Source organism: Moraxella canis (assembly GCF_002014965.1).
In the GTDB taxonomy this organism is placed as follows: Bacteria; Pseudomonadota; Gammaproteobacteria; order Pseudomonadales; family Moraxellaceae; genus Moraxella; species Moraxella canis.
Genome location: NZ_MUXT01000005.1, coordinates 1 through 16,678, shown reverse-complemented (window position 1 = coordinate 16,678; position 16,678 = coordinate 1). Strand labels below are relative to the sequence as shown.

Annotated in this window: 11 protein-coding genes; 9 read left to right on the top strand and 2 right to left on the bottom strand. The window is 46.3% G+C overall.

What is annotated here, in order from left to right:
* The first annotated feature begins 32 nt into the window (after window positions 1-32).
* From secA to B0180_RS03975, 5 genes are all read left to right on the top strand, one after another.
* Window positions 33-2,837 (top strand): preprotein translocase subunit SecA, encoded by a 2,805-nt coding sequence (secA, locus tag B0180_RS03995; protein WP_078255779.1) that lies wholly within the window; start codon window positions 33-35, stop codon window positions 2,835-2,837.
* Between the two features lie 170 nt (window positions 2,838-3,007).
* Entirely contained in the window at window positions 3,008-3,304 is a 297-nt protein-coding gene (locus B0180_RS03990) for a hypothetical protein (protein ID WP_078255778.1), read from the top strand.
* 264 nt (window positions 3,305-3,568) lie between these two features.
* A complete protein-coding gene (gene lnt / locus B0180_RS03985) occupies window positions 3,569-5,170 on the top strand; it encodes an apolipoprotein N-acyltransferase (RefSeq protein WP_233424920.1) in 1,602 nt (533 codons plus the stop codon).
* Between the two features lie 136 nt (window positions 5,171-5,306).
* Window positions 5,307-5,690 (top strand): hypothetical protein, encoded by a 384-nt coding sequence (locus B0180_RS03980; RefSeq protein WP_078255777.1) that lies wholly within the window; start codon window positions 5,307-5,309, stop codon window positions 5,688-5,690.
* Window positions 5,691-5,872: 182 nt separating this feature from the next.
* The gene (locus B0180_RS03975) at window positions 5,873-7,669 is read left to right on the top strand and encodes an aminopeptidase P family protein (RefSeq protein ID WP_078255776.1); all 1,797 of its coding nucleotides are present in this window, start codon (window positions 5,873-5,875) and stop codon (window positions 7,667-7,669) included.
* A gap of 15 nt (window positions 7,670-7,684) precedes the next feature.
* Here the strand turns inward: B0180_RS03975 and B0180_RS03970 are convergent, their stop codons facing one another.
* Together B0180_RS03970 and B0180_RS03965 are read right to left on the bottom strand one after the other, a co-directional pair.
* Window positions 7,685-9,067: an anthranilate synthase component I family protein gene (locus tag B0180_RS03970; protein WP_078255775.1), complete on the bottom strand. Its 1,383-nt coding sequence runs from the start codon at window positions 9,065-9,067 to the stop codon at window positions 7,685-7,687.
* Between the two features lie 187 nt (window positions 9,068-9,254).
* Entirely contained in the window at window positions 9,255-10,487 is a 1,233-nt protein-coding gene (locus tag B0180_RS03965) for a beta-ketoacyl synthase N-terminal-like domain-containing protein (RefSeq protein ID WP_078255774.1), read from the bottom strand.
* Window positions 10,488-10,848: 361 nt separating this feature from the next.
* Between B0180_RS03965 and B0180_RS03960 the strand changes: the two genes are divergently transcribed.
* From B0180_RS03960 to fusA, 4 genes are all read left to right on the top strand, one after another.
* On the top strand, window positions 10,849-13,086 hold the full coding sequence (locus B0180_RS03960) for an EcsC family protein (RefSeq protein WP_078255773.1): 2,238 nt from the start codon (window positions 10,849-10,851) through the stop codon (window positions 13,084-13,086).
* A 216-nt stretch (window positions 13,087-13,302) separates the two neighbouring features.
* Window positions 13,303-13,677 carry a 30S ribosomal protein S12 gene (gene rpsL, locus B0180_RS03955; protein ID WP_003656377.1) on the top strand — a complete coding sequence of 125 codons (375 nt, stop codon included), beginning with the start codon at window positions 13,303-13,305 and terminating at the stop codon, window positions 13,675-13,677.
* Between the two features lie 119 nt (window positions 13,678-13,796).
* Window positions 13,797-14,270: a 30S ribosomal protein S7 gene (gene rpsG, locus B0180_RS03950; protein ID WP_003656378.1), complete on the top strand. Its 474-nt coding sequence runs from the start codon at window positions 13,797-13,799 to the stop codon at window positions 14,268-14,270.
* A 151-nt stretch (window positions 14,271-14,421) separates the two neighbouring features.
* Window positions 14,422-16,548, top strand: a complete 2,127-nt coding sequence (fusA, locus tag B0180_RS03945; protein ID WP_078255772.1) for an elongation factor G — start codon at window positions 14,422-14,424, stop codon at window positions 16,546-16,548.
* The last annotated feature ends 130 nt before the right edge of the window (window positions 16,549-16,678 follow it).

The following is a 16,678-nucleotide window of genomic DNA, read 5'->3' as shown; positions in this document are numbered from 1 at the left end:
ATAAGTGATCTATTCTTGACGGAAAATTAAGTATGTTTACAAAAATCATCAGCACAGTCATCGGCACAAAAAACGACCGCGAGCTTAAGCGTATGCGCAAAGTGGTCACCAAAATCAATAGTTATGAAGCAGGCATTCAGGCACTGTCCGATGAAGAATTGCGCCAAAAAACTGAGGAATTTAAGCAGCGTCACCAAGCTGGCGAAAGCTTGGATAAGCTGCTGCCGGAAGCTTTTGCCGTTTGCCGCGAGGCATCTAAGCGCGTCAATGGCATGCGCCACTACGACGTGCAGTTGATCGGTGGTATGACCCTGCACGAAGGCAAGATCGCCGAGATGAAAACTGGGGAAGGTAAGACCCTGATGGCGACCTTGGCGATTTATCTGAACGCCATCAGTGGCAAAGGCGTGCATGTGGTGACTGTAAACGACTACTTGGCAAGCCGCGATGCCGAGTTGAACCGTCCGTTATTTAGCTTTTTGGGCTTGACGGTGGGCGTGATCTACAGTCAGCAGCCGCCCCAAGAAAAATTTGCCGCTTATCGTGCTGACATCACTTATGGCACCAATAACGAATACGGTTTTGATTATCTGCGCGATAATATGGTATTTAGCTTAAGTGAAAAAAAGCAGCGTCCGCTGAACTACTGCATCATCGATGAAATTGACTCAATCTTAATCGATGAGGCGCGTACGCCGCTGATCATCTCAGGTCAAGCCGAAGACTCAGCGCATCTGTACGCTTTGATTGATAAGATCGTTGAGCGTTTGGTCCGCTCCAAAGACGAAGAAGAAAATAAAAACAACACCGATGGCGATTTTTGGATCGATGAAAAAAACCGCACCATTGAGATCAGCGAAAAAGGCTATGAAAAGATCGAGGCTTTTTTGGTGGAAGTCGGTGAGCTTGGCGAAAATGAAAGCTTGTACAGCCCAGCACGCTTGCCTTTATTGGCGCATGCTCAAGCCGCCATACGTGCGCATCATCTATTTGTCAAAAATATTCATTACATCGTTCAAGATGGCGAAGTGATTATTGTTGATGAAAATACAGGTCGTACCATGCCAGGTCGCCGCTGGTCGGATGGTCTGCATCAAGCGGTCGAAGCCAAAGAAGGCGTGGAAATCCAAGCCGAAAACCAAACGATGGCGACCACCACTTTCCAAAATTACTTCCGCTTATACGATAAATTGTCAGGTATGACAGGAACGGCAGATACCGAAGCTGCGGAGCTTAAGTCTACCTATGATTTGGATGTGGTGATCATCCCAACCCATCGTCCGATTGCGCGGATTGACATGGATGACCAGATTTTCTTGACCAAACTTGGTAAATATCAAGGCATCATTCGTGAGATTAAGCAAATCACCGAAAAAGGCGCCCCAGTTTTGGTGGGTACTGCCACCATTGAGGCATCCGAGGAGTTGTCATATTTATTAAATCAAGAAGGCATTACTCATAATGTGCTAAATGCCAAGCAGCATGAGCGTGAGGCAGACATCATCGCACAGGCGGGCAGACCACGCGCTGTAACGATTGCCACCAATATGGCAGGTCGTGGTACGGACATCATTTTGGGCGGTAATTGGCAAGCAGAGCTTGATGGGCACGAAGTCATCACCGATGAGATGCGCAGTGAGGCACAAGCGGCTTGGCAGGCGCGTCATGATGCGGTTCTGGCGGCGGGCGGCTTACATATCATTGGCTCTGAGCGTCACGAATCACGCCGCATTGACAATCAGCTGCGCGGACGTGCTGGCCGCCAAGGGGACCCGGGTCAGTCACGATTCTTCTTGTCGCTTGAAGATGATTTGATGCGCATTTTTGCTGGCGACCGCATTACGAATATGTTCCGCGCCATGGGCTTAAAAGAAGATGAAGCCATTGAGCATAAAATGGTTTCTCGCTCTATCGAAGGCGCTCAAGGCAAGGTTGAGGCACGAGATTTTGATGCTCGTAAAAGTTTGCTTAAGTATGATGACATTGCCAATGAGCAGCGTAAGGTCATCTACTCACAGCGCGATGATTTGTTGGCAGAGATGGACTTGCAAGAAGGCATCAAAGCCATGCATCACGAGGTGTATAATGCACTGATTGACCAGTTTGTGCCGCCAGGTTCGATCGATGATCAGTGGAATATTGATGGCTTAGAAGATGAAATCGAAGAGGCGTTCCGTTTTTATATGCCGATTAATGATTGGCTTGATGCCGACCGTCGCTTGGACGAAGACGGCTTGCGCTCCAAAATCATCGAAACTGCCATAGAGCGCTACCAGACGCGCCGTGAGCAGATGGGCGAACAAACAGCAGCGCAGCTTGAGCGCCACTTCATGCTATCTAGCCTAGATCGCCACTGGAAAGAGCATTTGACCCAAATGGATCAATTAAGAAAAGGGATTCATCTGCGCAGCTATGCTCAAAAAAATCCAGAACAAGAGTATAAGCGTGAATCATTTGAGTTATTTCAGTCGATGCTTGGTGCGATCAAATCTGATTTGATCCAAGATTTGGCGCGCGTACATGTGCCGACGCCTGAAGAACTTGCTGCCTTAGAGGAGCAGCGTCGTCAGCAGGCTGAGCAGATGCGTATGATGTTTGAGCACAATGAGGTAAATCTCGATGGCAGCCAAACGCCAGATGCAGATCTGGATCAGGCAGAATCTCGCCCAACTCAGCGTATGACCCTGACTTTAGGCGCCGCCGCACCCGTGGTGGCAGAGGATGCTCATATCATACCTGATGATGAATTGGTGATTCCTGAGCATATCAACAGAAATGCGCCTTGTCCTTGTGGTTCTGGTCTTAAATACAAACAATGTCATGGCAAACTAAGCTAGTCTTTATCGGTGGTGACGGACTTTGGGTGTTGAGTGTTTAAGCTTGCGCCTAAGATTAGGGTTTTATAAAAAAACTGTGCTATACTAAGCTAATTGTAAACCACTCTCATTTAAAGCGCATGTCGCGTCATGAGGTTGGCTATTTACTTAAAAAGTAAGGGAGTGACACCATGAAACAAACCATTTGGCAAGTCGTGGCAATATCTGCTGTGTTGGCGTTGTCTGCTTGTGCACAAAAAACTGAAGACTCTACCGCTGAGCCAGTCGAAGAAAAAGAAGTTCCTATGTCGGCTGAGCCTGCCGAACCAGTAATTGTTGTGCCCAGTGATTCGTCTGAGTCATCGATTGAGCAGGTGGTACCTGAAGCATTCGCTGACGGCGATACCACCCAGATCGCTGAAGTAGTAGAAATTGATGAGACGGCAGAGACCGCCACACAAGATGCTGAGGTCCAAGAAGGTCGCTGATCTTGGTTTGACTTGTTGATTCAAACGTTGTTATTAGCAGCCTTAGTTTATGATGTATCAAGGCTGGGCTGCGTGTTTGAGTGTTTTGAATCATTTAAGTGATGACCGCATAAATTTATCTTGCGAGTGCATGAATCTAATATGTCGCCTTGATTAAAAAGCTCTTTAATAGCCAGTTTACCCAATTGCCATTTTGCCTAAGTTGTGAATACAACCGATTGGGCAAAATGGTGTTTTATCATTTCTTAATATCATCATTATCTCATGACCCGAATCGCCACCGCTGCATTTAGAACCAAAGCCAACACCCAATCACGCCTGCCGTTTGCTGCTGCAGCGATGATTGCATTATTTTCTGGCGCAATCTTTAGTTTGGCATTGGCGCCATATTATTGGGTGCCGGTCGCTATTTTGTCACCTATGCTACTATACGTGGTGCTTAAGGACTGTCAAAGTGCCAAGCAGGCTTTTTGGTTGGGGGAGCTGTACGGCTTTGGCACTTGGGCGGTGGGCGCATTTTGGTTGTATCACTCCATTCATTATTATGGCGGCGTACCTACCGCGATGGCGCTTGTGCTCATCGGGGTGATGTCGCTGGTCATGGGGCTGTTTCATGCGCTGATGGCATGGGCGTTTGTACGCTTTAGTGCCAGGCAGCCCATGTCTTTTGCAGGATTTTGGGTAGTCCAAGAGTGGCTGAAAACGTGGTTTTTGTCTGGGTTTCCTTGGCTTTTTGTGGGTTATGCTTTTACAGAAGTCAGCTGGCTTAATGGCATTGCACCGATTTTTGGTGTGTTTGGACTGTCATTTTTGGCAGTATTTATCGGGGCGGCCATCATAGAGCTATTTCGCCGTAATATTGGACATGTAATCATTGGCGGTGTTTTGACAGGCGCTGCTGTGATTATTTCGGTGATTGGGATAAATTGGACGAAGCCAACAGGCTCTACCACCACCGTCTCGCTCGTACAGGGTAATATTCCGCAAGATCTTAAGTGGCAAGAAGGCTCAGGTCTACAGACCATTGGCATCTATGCAGGGCTTTCGCAGTCTGAATGGGGGCGTGATTTGGTGGTATGGCCAGAGGCAGCGATTACGATGTTTCAAGATGAGGCGGCTTGGCAAATTCAGGCCATTGCTCAGCAGGCGTCCCAAGCTGGCAGCGCTTGGATGACTGGCATCATGTATCGCTTGATGCCAACTGTTGAGGGCGTCATGCCAATTTTATATAATAGCGTGATGTTACATGATCGCGATGAAGTGTCGGTTTACAAAAAGCAGCAGTTGGTACCGTTTGGTGAGTACATTCCGCTGGGCGGTCTTTTAGATGTGTTGCCAGGACTTGAAGGGATGCAAGGCATGGTCAGCCTAAGCCGTGGCCATGATGACCAAGATCCGCTGATGATCGGTGGTGAGCATGGCGAGAAAATTGGTGCAGCGATTTGTTATGAAGTGGCTTATCCTGATACGACACGCAAAAATGCACTCGGTAGCGATTTTCTTTTAACCGTTTCTAATGATGCTTGGTTTGGCACAACGGCAGGACCGATACAGCATCTACAAATGGTGCAGATGAGAAGCTTGGAGAATGGACGTTGGTTTGTGCGTGCAACGAATAATGGCGTCACTGCGTTGATCGACCATCAAGGGCGGGTGGTCAGTCAGATACCGCAGTTTGAGCGAGGCGTGCTGCGAGGCGAGGTGCCGAGCTACGTGGGTCGCACGCCTTATATGGTTTGGGGTCACTATCCGGTCTTGGGTTTAGCGATTGTGCTGATTTTGCTCAGTATTTGGGCAAATAAACTCAACAATACCAGTGCCAAACGAGAAAAATATTATACCGCTGAAGGTGTCGCTGATCGCTGATTGGTGTAATAATTCCTTAATTGATAAAAGGAATTGTACAAAAACACAGAATTTGGTATATAATAAGGAAAATTTATTTCAGGTTAAATCCCAAATTAATTAACCCCCCCCATTTTATTCGATTAGGCAGGTAACCATGGCACATGATGCTTCAAACAATAACCCACTTAAAGAATCGTTAACAGCACTGATCGGCGTTGTGCTCTTTCTTGTGATGATCGCAGGTATTGCGATTTCGGCGTGGTTACGTCCTGCAGGCGAGCATCCTGCAAAGGCAGAGCAAGCAATGGCAGAAACTGCCGAAGTTGAAGTGGCTCAGCCAGCCGCCGCTGACGCAGAGCCATCAGCGCAGTCAGAGGCTGAAGCTCAAGCAGCAGAGCCTGCACCTGAAGCGGCACAGCCAGCAACTGACGCTCAAACAGAAGCAGAAGCACCGAGCGATGCGCCTGCTGCCGAAGCCGCGCCTGCCGATCAAGCCGCAGCGACTGAAGCGGAAGCGGCTGCACCACAGAGCAACTAATTCTTTTTCTTACTCTCAACCCTTGTGTGCTCCACAAGGGTTTTTTATTTTATTATTTGAGATCTTAAGATTGGCTGAATCGGATGTCTTATAATGCAGCAAATATCCAAACTTATGCTAAAATTAGAGACTTTGGTCATATCGATTCATGCAGATTAATCACGATAAAATAAGGAAGAGCTATGTTAGATTCAACAAATAAACATCAAGAGCGCGTCCAGCTTGCCCGTCAGACAATGGCAGCCGAAGGCATAAACGCACTGATTATCCCTTCAGCCGATCCGCATATGTCTGAGTATTTGCCTGAGTATTGGCAGGGTCGGGCTTGGGTATCTGGGTTTACAGGGTCGGTGGGTACATTGGTGATCGCCGAAACCTTCGCAGGGCTATGGGCAGACAGTCGCTATTGGGTGCAGGCGCCCATTCAGCTGGCAGGTACAGGCATCGAACTTAAAAAAATGCAAATCGGTCAGCCGACCTTTGCACAGTTTTTGGCAGATGCGCTGCCTGCTGGTGCCAAAGTTGCCATTGATGGTAATGTATTATCGGTCAATGAATATGATCATCTAAAAAACGCTTTTTTGGACAAAGGCATTGAACTTGTCACACAGCTGGATATTTTATCAAAAATTTGGACAGATCGCCCAAGCCTCCCGACGGCACTGATCTATGAGCATCCTGCCGAATTTGTGGATACAAGCGCTTTAGATAAGCTTAAACAAGTGCGCGCACAAATGCAGCAAAAACAGGCAGATGCACATCTGATTAGTAGTTTGGATGACATTGCATGGCTTTTGAATTTGCGCGGCTCGGATGTGGCGTTTAATCCTGTATTTTTGGCGCATTTATTGATTGATGATACTAAGGCAACTTTGTTTGTTGATGTGGAGAAATTAAGTCCAAAAATTCGCTCAACGCTTGAAAAAATCGGTGTTCAAATTGCCGACTATCAAGCGATCGGCGACGCAGTATCTGTGATCCTGGGCAAGCTTTTGATTGATCCTGCACGCGTGGCAATAGGCACACTAAAGCAGTTGCCTGAATCTGCCAAGCTGATTTATGCGGTCAATCCAAGTACACTACTAAAAGCCATCAAATCCGAGGCAGACCTTAAGCACATCCGAGAAGCGATGCGTCAAGATGGTGCGGCGCTGTGTGAATTTTTTTCTGAATTTGAAACCAAAACAGCGGTTGGCGAGCCCTTAACTGAGCTGGATGTCGATCGCATGCTCATCGAAGCGCGTAGCCGCCAAAAACACTATGTGTCACCCAGTTTTGATACCATCGCAGGCTTTAGGGCAAATGGGGCGATTGTGCATTATCGAGCCACTGAAGACAGTCACAGCGCCATCACAGGCGATGGGCTCTTACTGATTGATTCAGGCGCACAGTATTATAATGGCACAACCGACATCACCCGCATGGCAAGCGTCGGTCAGGTGAGTGATGATGAAAAGCGTGATGTCACTTATGTGCTGAAGGCGCATATTGGACTGGCTCAAGCGCATTTCCCTGATGGCGTGGCGTCATCACAAGTCGACACACTGGCTCGAGTGCATCTGTGGCAGCAGGGCTTGGATTATCGTCATGGCACAGGGCATGGCGTCGGCTATTTTATGAATGTACACGAAGGTCCGCAGGTGATCTCTGTTTTTGCGCCGCCATCGCCAGAGCGTGTGCTAAAGCGTGGTATGGTCACCACCAATGAACCAGGTCTGTACCGCGAAGGTCAATGGGGTATTCGTTTAGAAAACTGCTTGGCATGTGTTTCGGCAGCCGAAAGCGAGTTTGGCTCATTCTTAAAATTCGAAGATTTGACCTTATGCCCCTTTGATACACGCTTGATTTTGATTGAGCTTTTGACCGACGGTGAAAAGGCGTGGCTAAATCAGTATCATCAGCGCGTGCATGATGAGCTGATTGATCGTGTCAGTGGTGCAGCCAAAGACTGGCTGATCGAAAGAACCAAAGCCATCTGAGCCTTAAATCAAGCACTATTTTGGTGTGGATATTTGCGCCAAAATAGTGCCAATTTTATCTTGGCATTCTTGATACTCTTCGCTGGCATCAGACTTGATGGTGATGCCACCACCCGCCCAAATCTCACATTTTTGCCATTTTTGTAGTGTGCGAATCAGGACATTCCAATTGCCTGTACCATTAAAATTCAGATAGCCCATCGTGCCACAGTACGCGCCACGAGGTGAGGTTTCAAGCTCATGGATGATCTCGCACGCACGTTTTTTGGGCGCGCCTGTGATGGAGCCTGCTGGCAATGAGCCAAATAATACTGTGATGGGATGCGCATCGCTCAGTGTGGCTGTGACGGTGCTGACCATGTGATGCACATTTTTAAAGCTTTCGATGGCGAAGCGCTTGGGCGTCTTGACTGTGCCGATTTGTGCATATTTACCCAAATCATTTCTGAGCAAATCGACGATCATCAGATTTTCGCTGATGTCTTTTTCGCTATTGATAAGCGCTTGTCTAAGCTTGTCATCCATGATGGGGTCAGCATGGCGTGGACGCGTACCCTTGATGGGCTTGGTAATCAGATGAATTTTGCCGTCTGTTTTTTGAAATTCAAAAAACAGCTCTGGCGAGATAGACAGCAGTTCAAATTCCCCCAATTTTAAAAACCCTGCAAAAGGTGCATTCATGGCATGATGCAGATTGGGTAAATGGCTTGCCAAATCACAAGCATCGGCGTGCCACTTTTGGGTGAGGTTGATTTGATAAGTATCGCCTGCTTTGAGATAGTTTTGGGTGCGCTCAAAAGCTTTGACATACTCTGCCTGTGTCCAAGTGGGCTGAAAGTCCACAGGTGATGCGGTGGGCAAGGGGCGGCATAATAACTTACACAGCTGATGATGAATTCGCTGAAAAAATTCAGAACAGCTGCCCATACCAACGAAGTCATAGCCGCCTTCGACAGGCTGAAGATACATGTCATAATGCGCCAAATAGCCGCAAGGCTGATGGGGCTTGATGGTAATCTGATGATTCAACTGATGCGCTGATATATCATAGCCAATAAAGCCCATAAAGCCATGCACATAGCTGCCATGATCTGTGCAGTCATAGCCGCGAGCATCGGCACTGGCTTGATCGGCATACATGATCAGCTCATGCTGCCAGTCGTCATAAGTAGATGGGTAGCGCTCATCCAAGCTGCCCATCTCATCGTCTTGTCGTGTTTTTTTGTGAAGGGATAGTCCATCATCAAAACTAGCCGTCCATGCAACCTTAGGGCAAATCCCAATCACAGGGCGATGCGCATTATGTAAAAAACATACTTGCCAATCTGGCTGATATGTGGCGATAAGTGCGGTGATTTGGCTTGGAGTGTAGGCGGTGGCGATGTGGTGTTTTAGCATTATAAAATGGCAAGTAAAAAGGCAAATTGTAAAACAAATTGCACAAAAGAAAAAGGGGGTGTGGTTTGACTTTTAAGCTGAGATTAGAATGTTAAGCCAAGCTTAGACAATCAAAAGCTGTCAGATTTGGATGGATGGTTTTAAATTTGATCAGGTCATGGGGATGCTGCCCCATGACCTGATTGTCTTAGCCTTTAAATTTTTGGATAACCAAAGCGGCGTTGGTGCCCCCAAAGCCAAAGCTATTGCTCATCACGCTATCAAGCGCTGTTTGGCGAGTTTGGGTAACAATATCAAACTCTTTGGCACCTTCATCGAGATTTTGGACATTAATGGTCGGCGCGATAAACCCATGATTCATCATGAGCAGACAATAGATCAGCTCTTGGACACCCACCGCGCCCAAGCTATGACCAGTCATGGATTTGGTTGAGCTGATTGGTGGCGTCCGATCTGAGCCACCAAAGACGGCTGCGATTGCTTTGAGTTCTGTGATATCTCCAAGCGGTGTACTGGTACCGTGCGTATTGATGTAATCGACGCTAGTCAGTCTAGCTTGAGCAAGCGCAATCTGCATACAGCGTACCGCTCCTTCGCCGCTTGGTGCGACCATCTCTGCACCGTCAGATGTCGCGCCGTAGCCTGTGATCTCTGCCAAGATCGTCGCCCCGCGGGCTTGTGCCGACTCAAGACTTTCAACGACGACCATGCCGCCACCGCCCGCAATCACAAAGCCATCACGATCTTGATCGTATGGGCGACTGACTGCTTGCGGGGTATCGCTGTACTGCGTACTCATCGCCCCCATGGCATCGAACATGCACGACTGCGTCCAATGCTCACTTTCGCTGCCACCCGCCAGTACGATGTCGGCTTTGCCAAGTTGAATCAGCTCCATAGCATGCCCAACACAGTGGCTTGATGTAGCGCAGGCAGACGACAGCGAATAAGACGTGCCTTTGATTTTTAGTCCTGTTGCCAAGGTGGCAGACACCGAGCTTGCCATGATTTTGGGAACTGCCATCGCGCCTACGCCGCGCAGACCTTTTTCGCGCATGGCATCCACAGCCGCCATGACATCTGCAGTAGAAGCCCCGCCTGACGCGGCAACCACCGCAACCCTAGGATTGTCGGCGACAGCATCAATGCTAAGCCCTGCGTTTTTGATGGCTGATAAAGCGCTGATATACGCATAAAGGCTAGCGTCGCTCATAAATCGCTTTAATTTACGATCGATGCCTGTGGTGTCCAAGCTATCATGATCAATACTGCCCGCCACGCATGATTTGAATCCCAAATCGGCATATTCTTGCTTAAAGCGAATGCCTGAGCGTCCATTTTCTAAGGCTTGCTTGACAGTGTCCAAATCATTACCCAAACAAGACACAATCCCTGCACCTGTGATGACAACACGTTTCATAATTTCATCCTAAAAAAAGTTTACAGTTGTAATGCTTGCTATTGTAACAAATTCTTTAAAACTTAGGGAATTTTTCCCAAAATTTTCATAAAAATAGGTGAAAATAAGCAAAGATGGGCAAGGATTTACCAAACATTCACTATTGCGTCAGTTGGTGGTGGTATTTATGAACATTTAATAACATTTATGTTATATATTATTACTAGGCGTCGTTTGGTTTTTGTGATAGTCTTTAGAGTATGATTTCTGATAATTTTCACACAATTTAATGAGACGGGCATACGATAGATAAAAGCAAATGACTTTTGGTCTTTTATAAAAATCCCCTGATCTCAGCGCCACAACTATGGAGATGTCACTGATGGCAAAATCAAATAAAAAATCCGCCCACAAAGCCGCCAAAAAAACACAGCACAGCTATGATGATCAAGTCAAAGAATTGGCTCAAGAAGTGGCTGAGCATGACGATGTTGAAATCGTGGCTGAGGTAGATATCGAAAATCAAGCCGTCTCTGATGTGCTGATCATTCGAGATACTGATACGAGCGACGATACCGATGCTAAAGCCAATGACCAAGCGGATCAAGAGAAGGACGTCTCTGAAGCAGGTGAGACTTTGGTCGATGACGCTAAGCAAAAAGCTGAAGCAGTCAAAGAAGATGCTGAGAATAAAGCACAAAATCTGCAAGACAAAGCGTCTGAAAAACTTGAGTCTGCCAAAGAGGCTGTTCAAGATAATGTCGATCAAGCTAAGGAACAAGCAGCATCTTTACAACAAACTGCCGAAGAAAAAGCTGAAGATCTCAAAGCTCAAGCCCAAGATAAGGTAGAGGAAGCTCAAAGCTTGGTTGAGGATAAAGTCGAAGACATCAAGGCTCAGGCTGAGTCTTTGCAAGAAGATGCTGCCGATAAAGTTGAAGCGTTAAAAGAAGCTGCCGCTGATAAAGTCGAGGCTGCCAAAGCTGAAGCTGAATCGCTAAAAGATGACGCTGCCCAAAAATTTGACTCAGCCAAACAAGCGGTTGAAGATAAGTTAGAAACCATCAAAGAGCAAGTCCTCGATCAGGTCGACTCCCTAAAAGACAGTGCTGACCAAGAAAAAGAAGCGCTTAAAGATAAAGCTGCGCATGCGGTTGAAGGGGCTAAGCATAAAGTTGAAGATATCGTCGATGATGTCAAGCACACCACCGAATCTTTGAAAAATACTGTGAGTGAAAAAATCGATGAGATTAAGCAAGCCGCTTTGGATAAAACAGAAGAAGTTAAATCTCAGATGAGCCAAAAAGCAGATGCTTTAAAATCTTCAGGCGAAGAGCTCAAACAAAACGCCCAAACGGCTGCTGACGACGCCATTACAGAAGCTCAAGCTGCCGTCGTCAGTGGTTCGGTCGCTGCTGCTGATTCAGCGCAATCAACAGCTCAAAGCGCAAAAGACAAACTCAATCAGCTTTTTGAACAAGGTAAATCTGCCTTGGATGAAAAAGTTCAAGAATTGGGCGAGAAATTTGGTGCCACTGATAAAATTAATGAAGTCACCGAAAATGTCGATTTGGCGACTCAAGTCATCAAAGAAGAAGCACAGGCGCTACAAGTTAGCGCTCAAGAATCCCTGCAAGCCGCCAAAGCTGCTGGCGAAGAGTATGAAGCCACGCATAAAGACAAGGGCTTGACTGCCAAACTTGGTAAAGTGGGCGCCTATTTATCTGGCATGTATGGTGTTAGCCAAAATAAAACCAAGCATTATCAAGGCGTTGATTTGGATCGCGGAAGTTTTGATGAAGATGCGTTTCATGCCCAAAGTAGCTTTTTTGCAGGACAAGTATTTGGTGCTAAAGCAGTCGCGGCTAAGAATGTCGCAGCCAAAGTCGTTCCGCAATCTAAATTTGAAGCCATCAGTGAATCTGTCTATAACAAAGTCGCTGAGTGGTCGAACACATGGGCAATCAAAGACCTTAAAAACGATCCAAGATTTGATTTAATCGATACCATGAGTGCTCAAGAGCGTGATGCTTTTGCTGAAGATGTCGCTAATCAAAATCGTGCACTTGCTACGCTTGGCGGTGTCGCAGGCTTGGCAGGTCTAAAAGGCGTCGTCGCAGACACAGCATGGCTATTGATGGTATCCTTGCGCACCGTTTATCAGCTATCAGCAATTTATGATCAGCCATTGACTGGTAAAGAAGGTGCCAAGAAGGCTTATGGTGTGCTATCAGGCGCCAATCTTGAAAAACTTCAAGAAAAGCAAGTGATTTTGACAGCTTTGGCTCTGGGAAGTAGTATGCTTGCCAATGCTCAGCATACTGGAATCAAAGCGCAGCTTGATGCGTTGGCTGAGCGTTACCGCGAAAGTCAGCCTTATGCCAAGCAATTTATGGATTTGGATAAATATGTCAATTTAGATAATCTTAATCCAAATTGGTTAAACAAGATTCTACCAATTTCAGCAGTGGCAGTGGGCGCTCATTATAATAATGAGCTGATTGATGAAGTGATTGGCACAGCAATGGCAACCTTTTCAGATAGTTTTAATCAAAGCAGCACCTTGATTTCTGACTCAGCTGAAAATACTGAAAACCAAGAATCAACCACTGAAGAATAATATAAAAATCGCTATCAAAGAGTCATGTTTTGATAGCGATTTGAATTATTCTCATCAAAAACCTAACTTATTTTATAGGGCTGCTTGAAGTTTTCTTGATTTAGCCCTATAATATATTGCCCCAAATGGGGATTTACGTTATTGGTTAAAAGTGCCAACTTAGATTGGCGCTTTGCTGATGGCGAATTTTTAACAACAACGGGAGAAAATTGCCCTATGGCAACTACAAACCAGCTAATCCGCAAGGGTCGCACAACCATCAAGGAAAAATCAAAAGTTCCTGCGTTGCAAGCGTGCCCACAGCGTCGTGGCGTGTGTACTCGTGTTTACACCACCACACCAAAAAAACCTAACTCAGCAATGCGTAAAGTTTGCCGTGTACGCTTGACTTCAGGTTATGAAGTTTCTAGCTACATCGGTGGTGAAGGTCACAACCTTCAAGAGCATAGCGTTGTGCTAATCCGTGGCGGTCGTGTTAAGGACTTGCCAGGTGTGCGCTATCATACCGTACGTGGTGCACTTGACTGTGCAGGCGTGAAAGATCGTAAGCAAGGCCGTTCTAAATACGGTGCTAAGCGTCCTAAGGCCTAATCATTTGCCTAAGACATTTTTGCGTGAATCAGGGTTTGGTGTGTCAAACCCAATCATGCAGTAAGGCTGGTTAAACCTAGCTTTATACCAGATAATCCTGAAGAGATAAGGAAACTATTATGCCAAGACGTCGTGTCGTCGCTGCCCGTGAAATTCTACCAGATCCTAAATTCGGCAGCCAAACAATCGCTAAATTCATCAACCATGTGATGGTTGATGGTAAAAAATCAGTTGCAGAAAAAATCGTTTATGGTGCGCTTGAGGCAGTTGTTGCCAAAAAGAACATCCAAGATCCTGTAGCTTTTTTTGAAGAAGTGCTAGAAAATGTTCGCCCAACCGTCGAAGTTAAAGCTCGCCGCGTTGGTGGTGCTACCTATCAAGTACCTATGGAAGTACGCCCATCCCGTCGTACTGCCTTGGCTATGCGTTGGTTAGCCGATGCTGCTTCAAAGCGTTCTGAAAAATCAATGGCTCTTCGCTTAGCTGGTGAGCTAAATGATGCTTCAGAAGGCAAAGGCGCAGCCATTAAAAAACGTGATGATGTTCACCGTATGGCGGACGCAAACAAAGCGTTTTCACACTATCGTTTCTAATTGGGAATTGATCAAAGATTTTTTGATACATTCTCTGTTGCGATTGTTTATGAAAATTTATTTCAAAAACAATACTCAAAAATCTGTGTGGCTGTGATCATTAGCAGCCAACAGATTTACCAAATTAAACAGAATTTTTCTAGGAAAAATTATGGCTCGTACAACCCCTATTAGCCGCTATCGTAACATCGGTATCTCGGCACACATTGACGCAGGTAAGACTACTACTTCTGAGCGTATTTTGTTCTACACAGGTGTATCACACAAACTTGGTGAGGTGCATGATGGTGCTGCCACCATGGACTGGATGGAGCAAGAGCAAGAGCGTGGTATTACCATTACTTCTGCTGCCACCACAGCTTTTTGGTCGGGCATGGCTAGCCAATTTAAAGAACACCGTATTAATGTTATTGACACTCCAGGTCACGTTGATTTCACTGTAGAAGTTGAGCGTTCTATGCGTGTCCTTGATGGCGCTTGCATGGTTTACTGTGCAGTTGGTGGTGTACAGCCACAGTCTGAAACCGTATGGCGTCAGGCTAACAAATATAAAGTGCCTCGTTTGGCGTTCGTGAATAAAATGGACCGTACAGGCGCAAACTTCTTCCGCGTTGTTGAACAGATGAAAACGCGTTTGGGTGCCAATCCTGTCCCTATCGTTATTCCAGTGGGTGCAGAAGAAAGCTTTACTGGTGTGGTCGACTTGATCGAGATGAAATCTATCATCTGGGATGAAGCATCTCAAGGTATGAAGTTTGAATATGGTGAAATCCCAGCAGACTTGGTTGATACTGCCGAAGAGTGGCGCACCAACATGATCGAAGCTGCTGCAGAAGCATCTGAAGAGCTGATGGATAAATACCTTGAAGAAGGCGAATTGTCAAAAGAAGACATCGTCGAAGGTTTGCGTATCCGTACTTTGGCGAGCGAGATTCAGCCGATGCTATGTGGCTCAGCGTTCAAAAACAAAGGCGTACAGCGTATGCTGGATGCTGTGATCCAATTCTTGCCAGCACCTGATGATGTTGAAGCGATCAAAGGTATTTTGGATGATAAAGCTGAAACTGAAGCTTCACGTGAAGCGTCTGATGAAGCACCTTTCTCTGCACTAGCATTCAAAATCATGAATGACAAGTACGTGGGTAACTTGACCTTCGTTCGCGTTTATTCTGGTGTTGTTAAGCAAGGCGATAGTGTCTATAACCCTGTTAAGATGAAGCGTGAGCGTATCGGTCGTATCGTACAGATGCACGCAAACGAACAAAAAGAAGTTGAAGAAATCCGTGCAGGCGACATCGCAGCCTTGGTAGGTATGAAAGATGTTACTACTGGTGACACGCTTTGTGATAACGATAACATCATCACTCTAGAGCGTATGGAATTCCCAGAGCCAGTAATTTCTTTGGCGGTTGAACCAAAAACCAAAGCTGACCAAGAAAAAATGTCAGTTGCGTTGGGTCGCTTAGCGAAAGAAGATCCTTCATTCCGTGTGCGTACAGATGAAGAATCAGGTCAAACGATCATTTCAGGTATGGGTGAGCTTCATCTTGATATTATCGTTGATCGTATGAAGCGTGAATTCAATGTTGAAGCCAATATTGGTGCGCCTCAGGTAGCTTATCGTGAAACAATTCGCCAATCGGTAGAAGTTGAAGGTAAATTTGTCCGTCAAACTGGTGGTCGTGGTAAATTTGGTCACGTTTGGTTGCGTCTTGAGCCGCTTGATCCTACTGGCGATGTTGAATATGAATTCAGCGAAGAAATCGTCGGTGGTGTGGTTCCAAAAGAATACCATGCAGCAGTTGACAAAGGTATCCAAGAGCGTATGAAAAACGGCGTTATCGCAGGATACCCAGTTGTTGGCGTCAAAGCCACTTTATATGATGGTTCTTACCATGACGTTGACTCTGACGAATTGTCGTTCAAAATGGCAGGTTCTATGGCGTTCAAAAAAGGCTTCCTACAAGCAAGCCCAGCGCTGCTTGAGCCTATCATGAAAGTTGAAGTAGAAACTCCTGAAGACTACATGGGTGATATCATGGGTGACTTGAACCGTCGTCGCGGTATGGTTCAAGGCATGGATGATCTGCCAGGCGGCACCAAGTCGATTCGTGCAGAAGTACCATTGGCTGAGATGTTCGGCTATGCAACACAAATGCGCTCAATGTCTCAAGGTCGTGCAACTTATTCAATGGAATTCTTGAAATACCAAGAAACTCCGAAGAACGTTGCTGACGAGATCATTAAGAAATTTACAGCTAAGGACGATGACGAGTAATTCATCATCTGTTAGCGGTAGTGTATTACCAGATACCATCTGATGGTCAGATGGTATCATAAATCAAATTTTAACAATGTTGCGATCTGTCTGTATGATCGCATATACTCGAGGAAACCATCATGGCAAA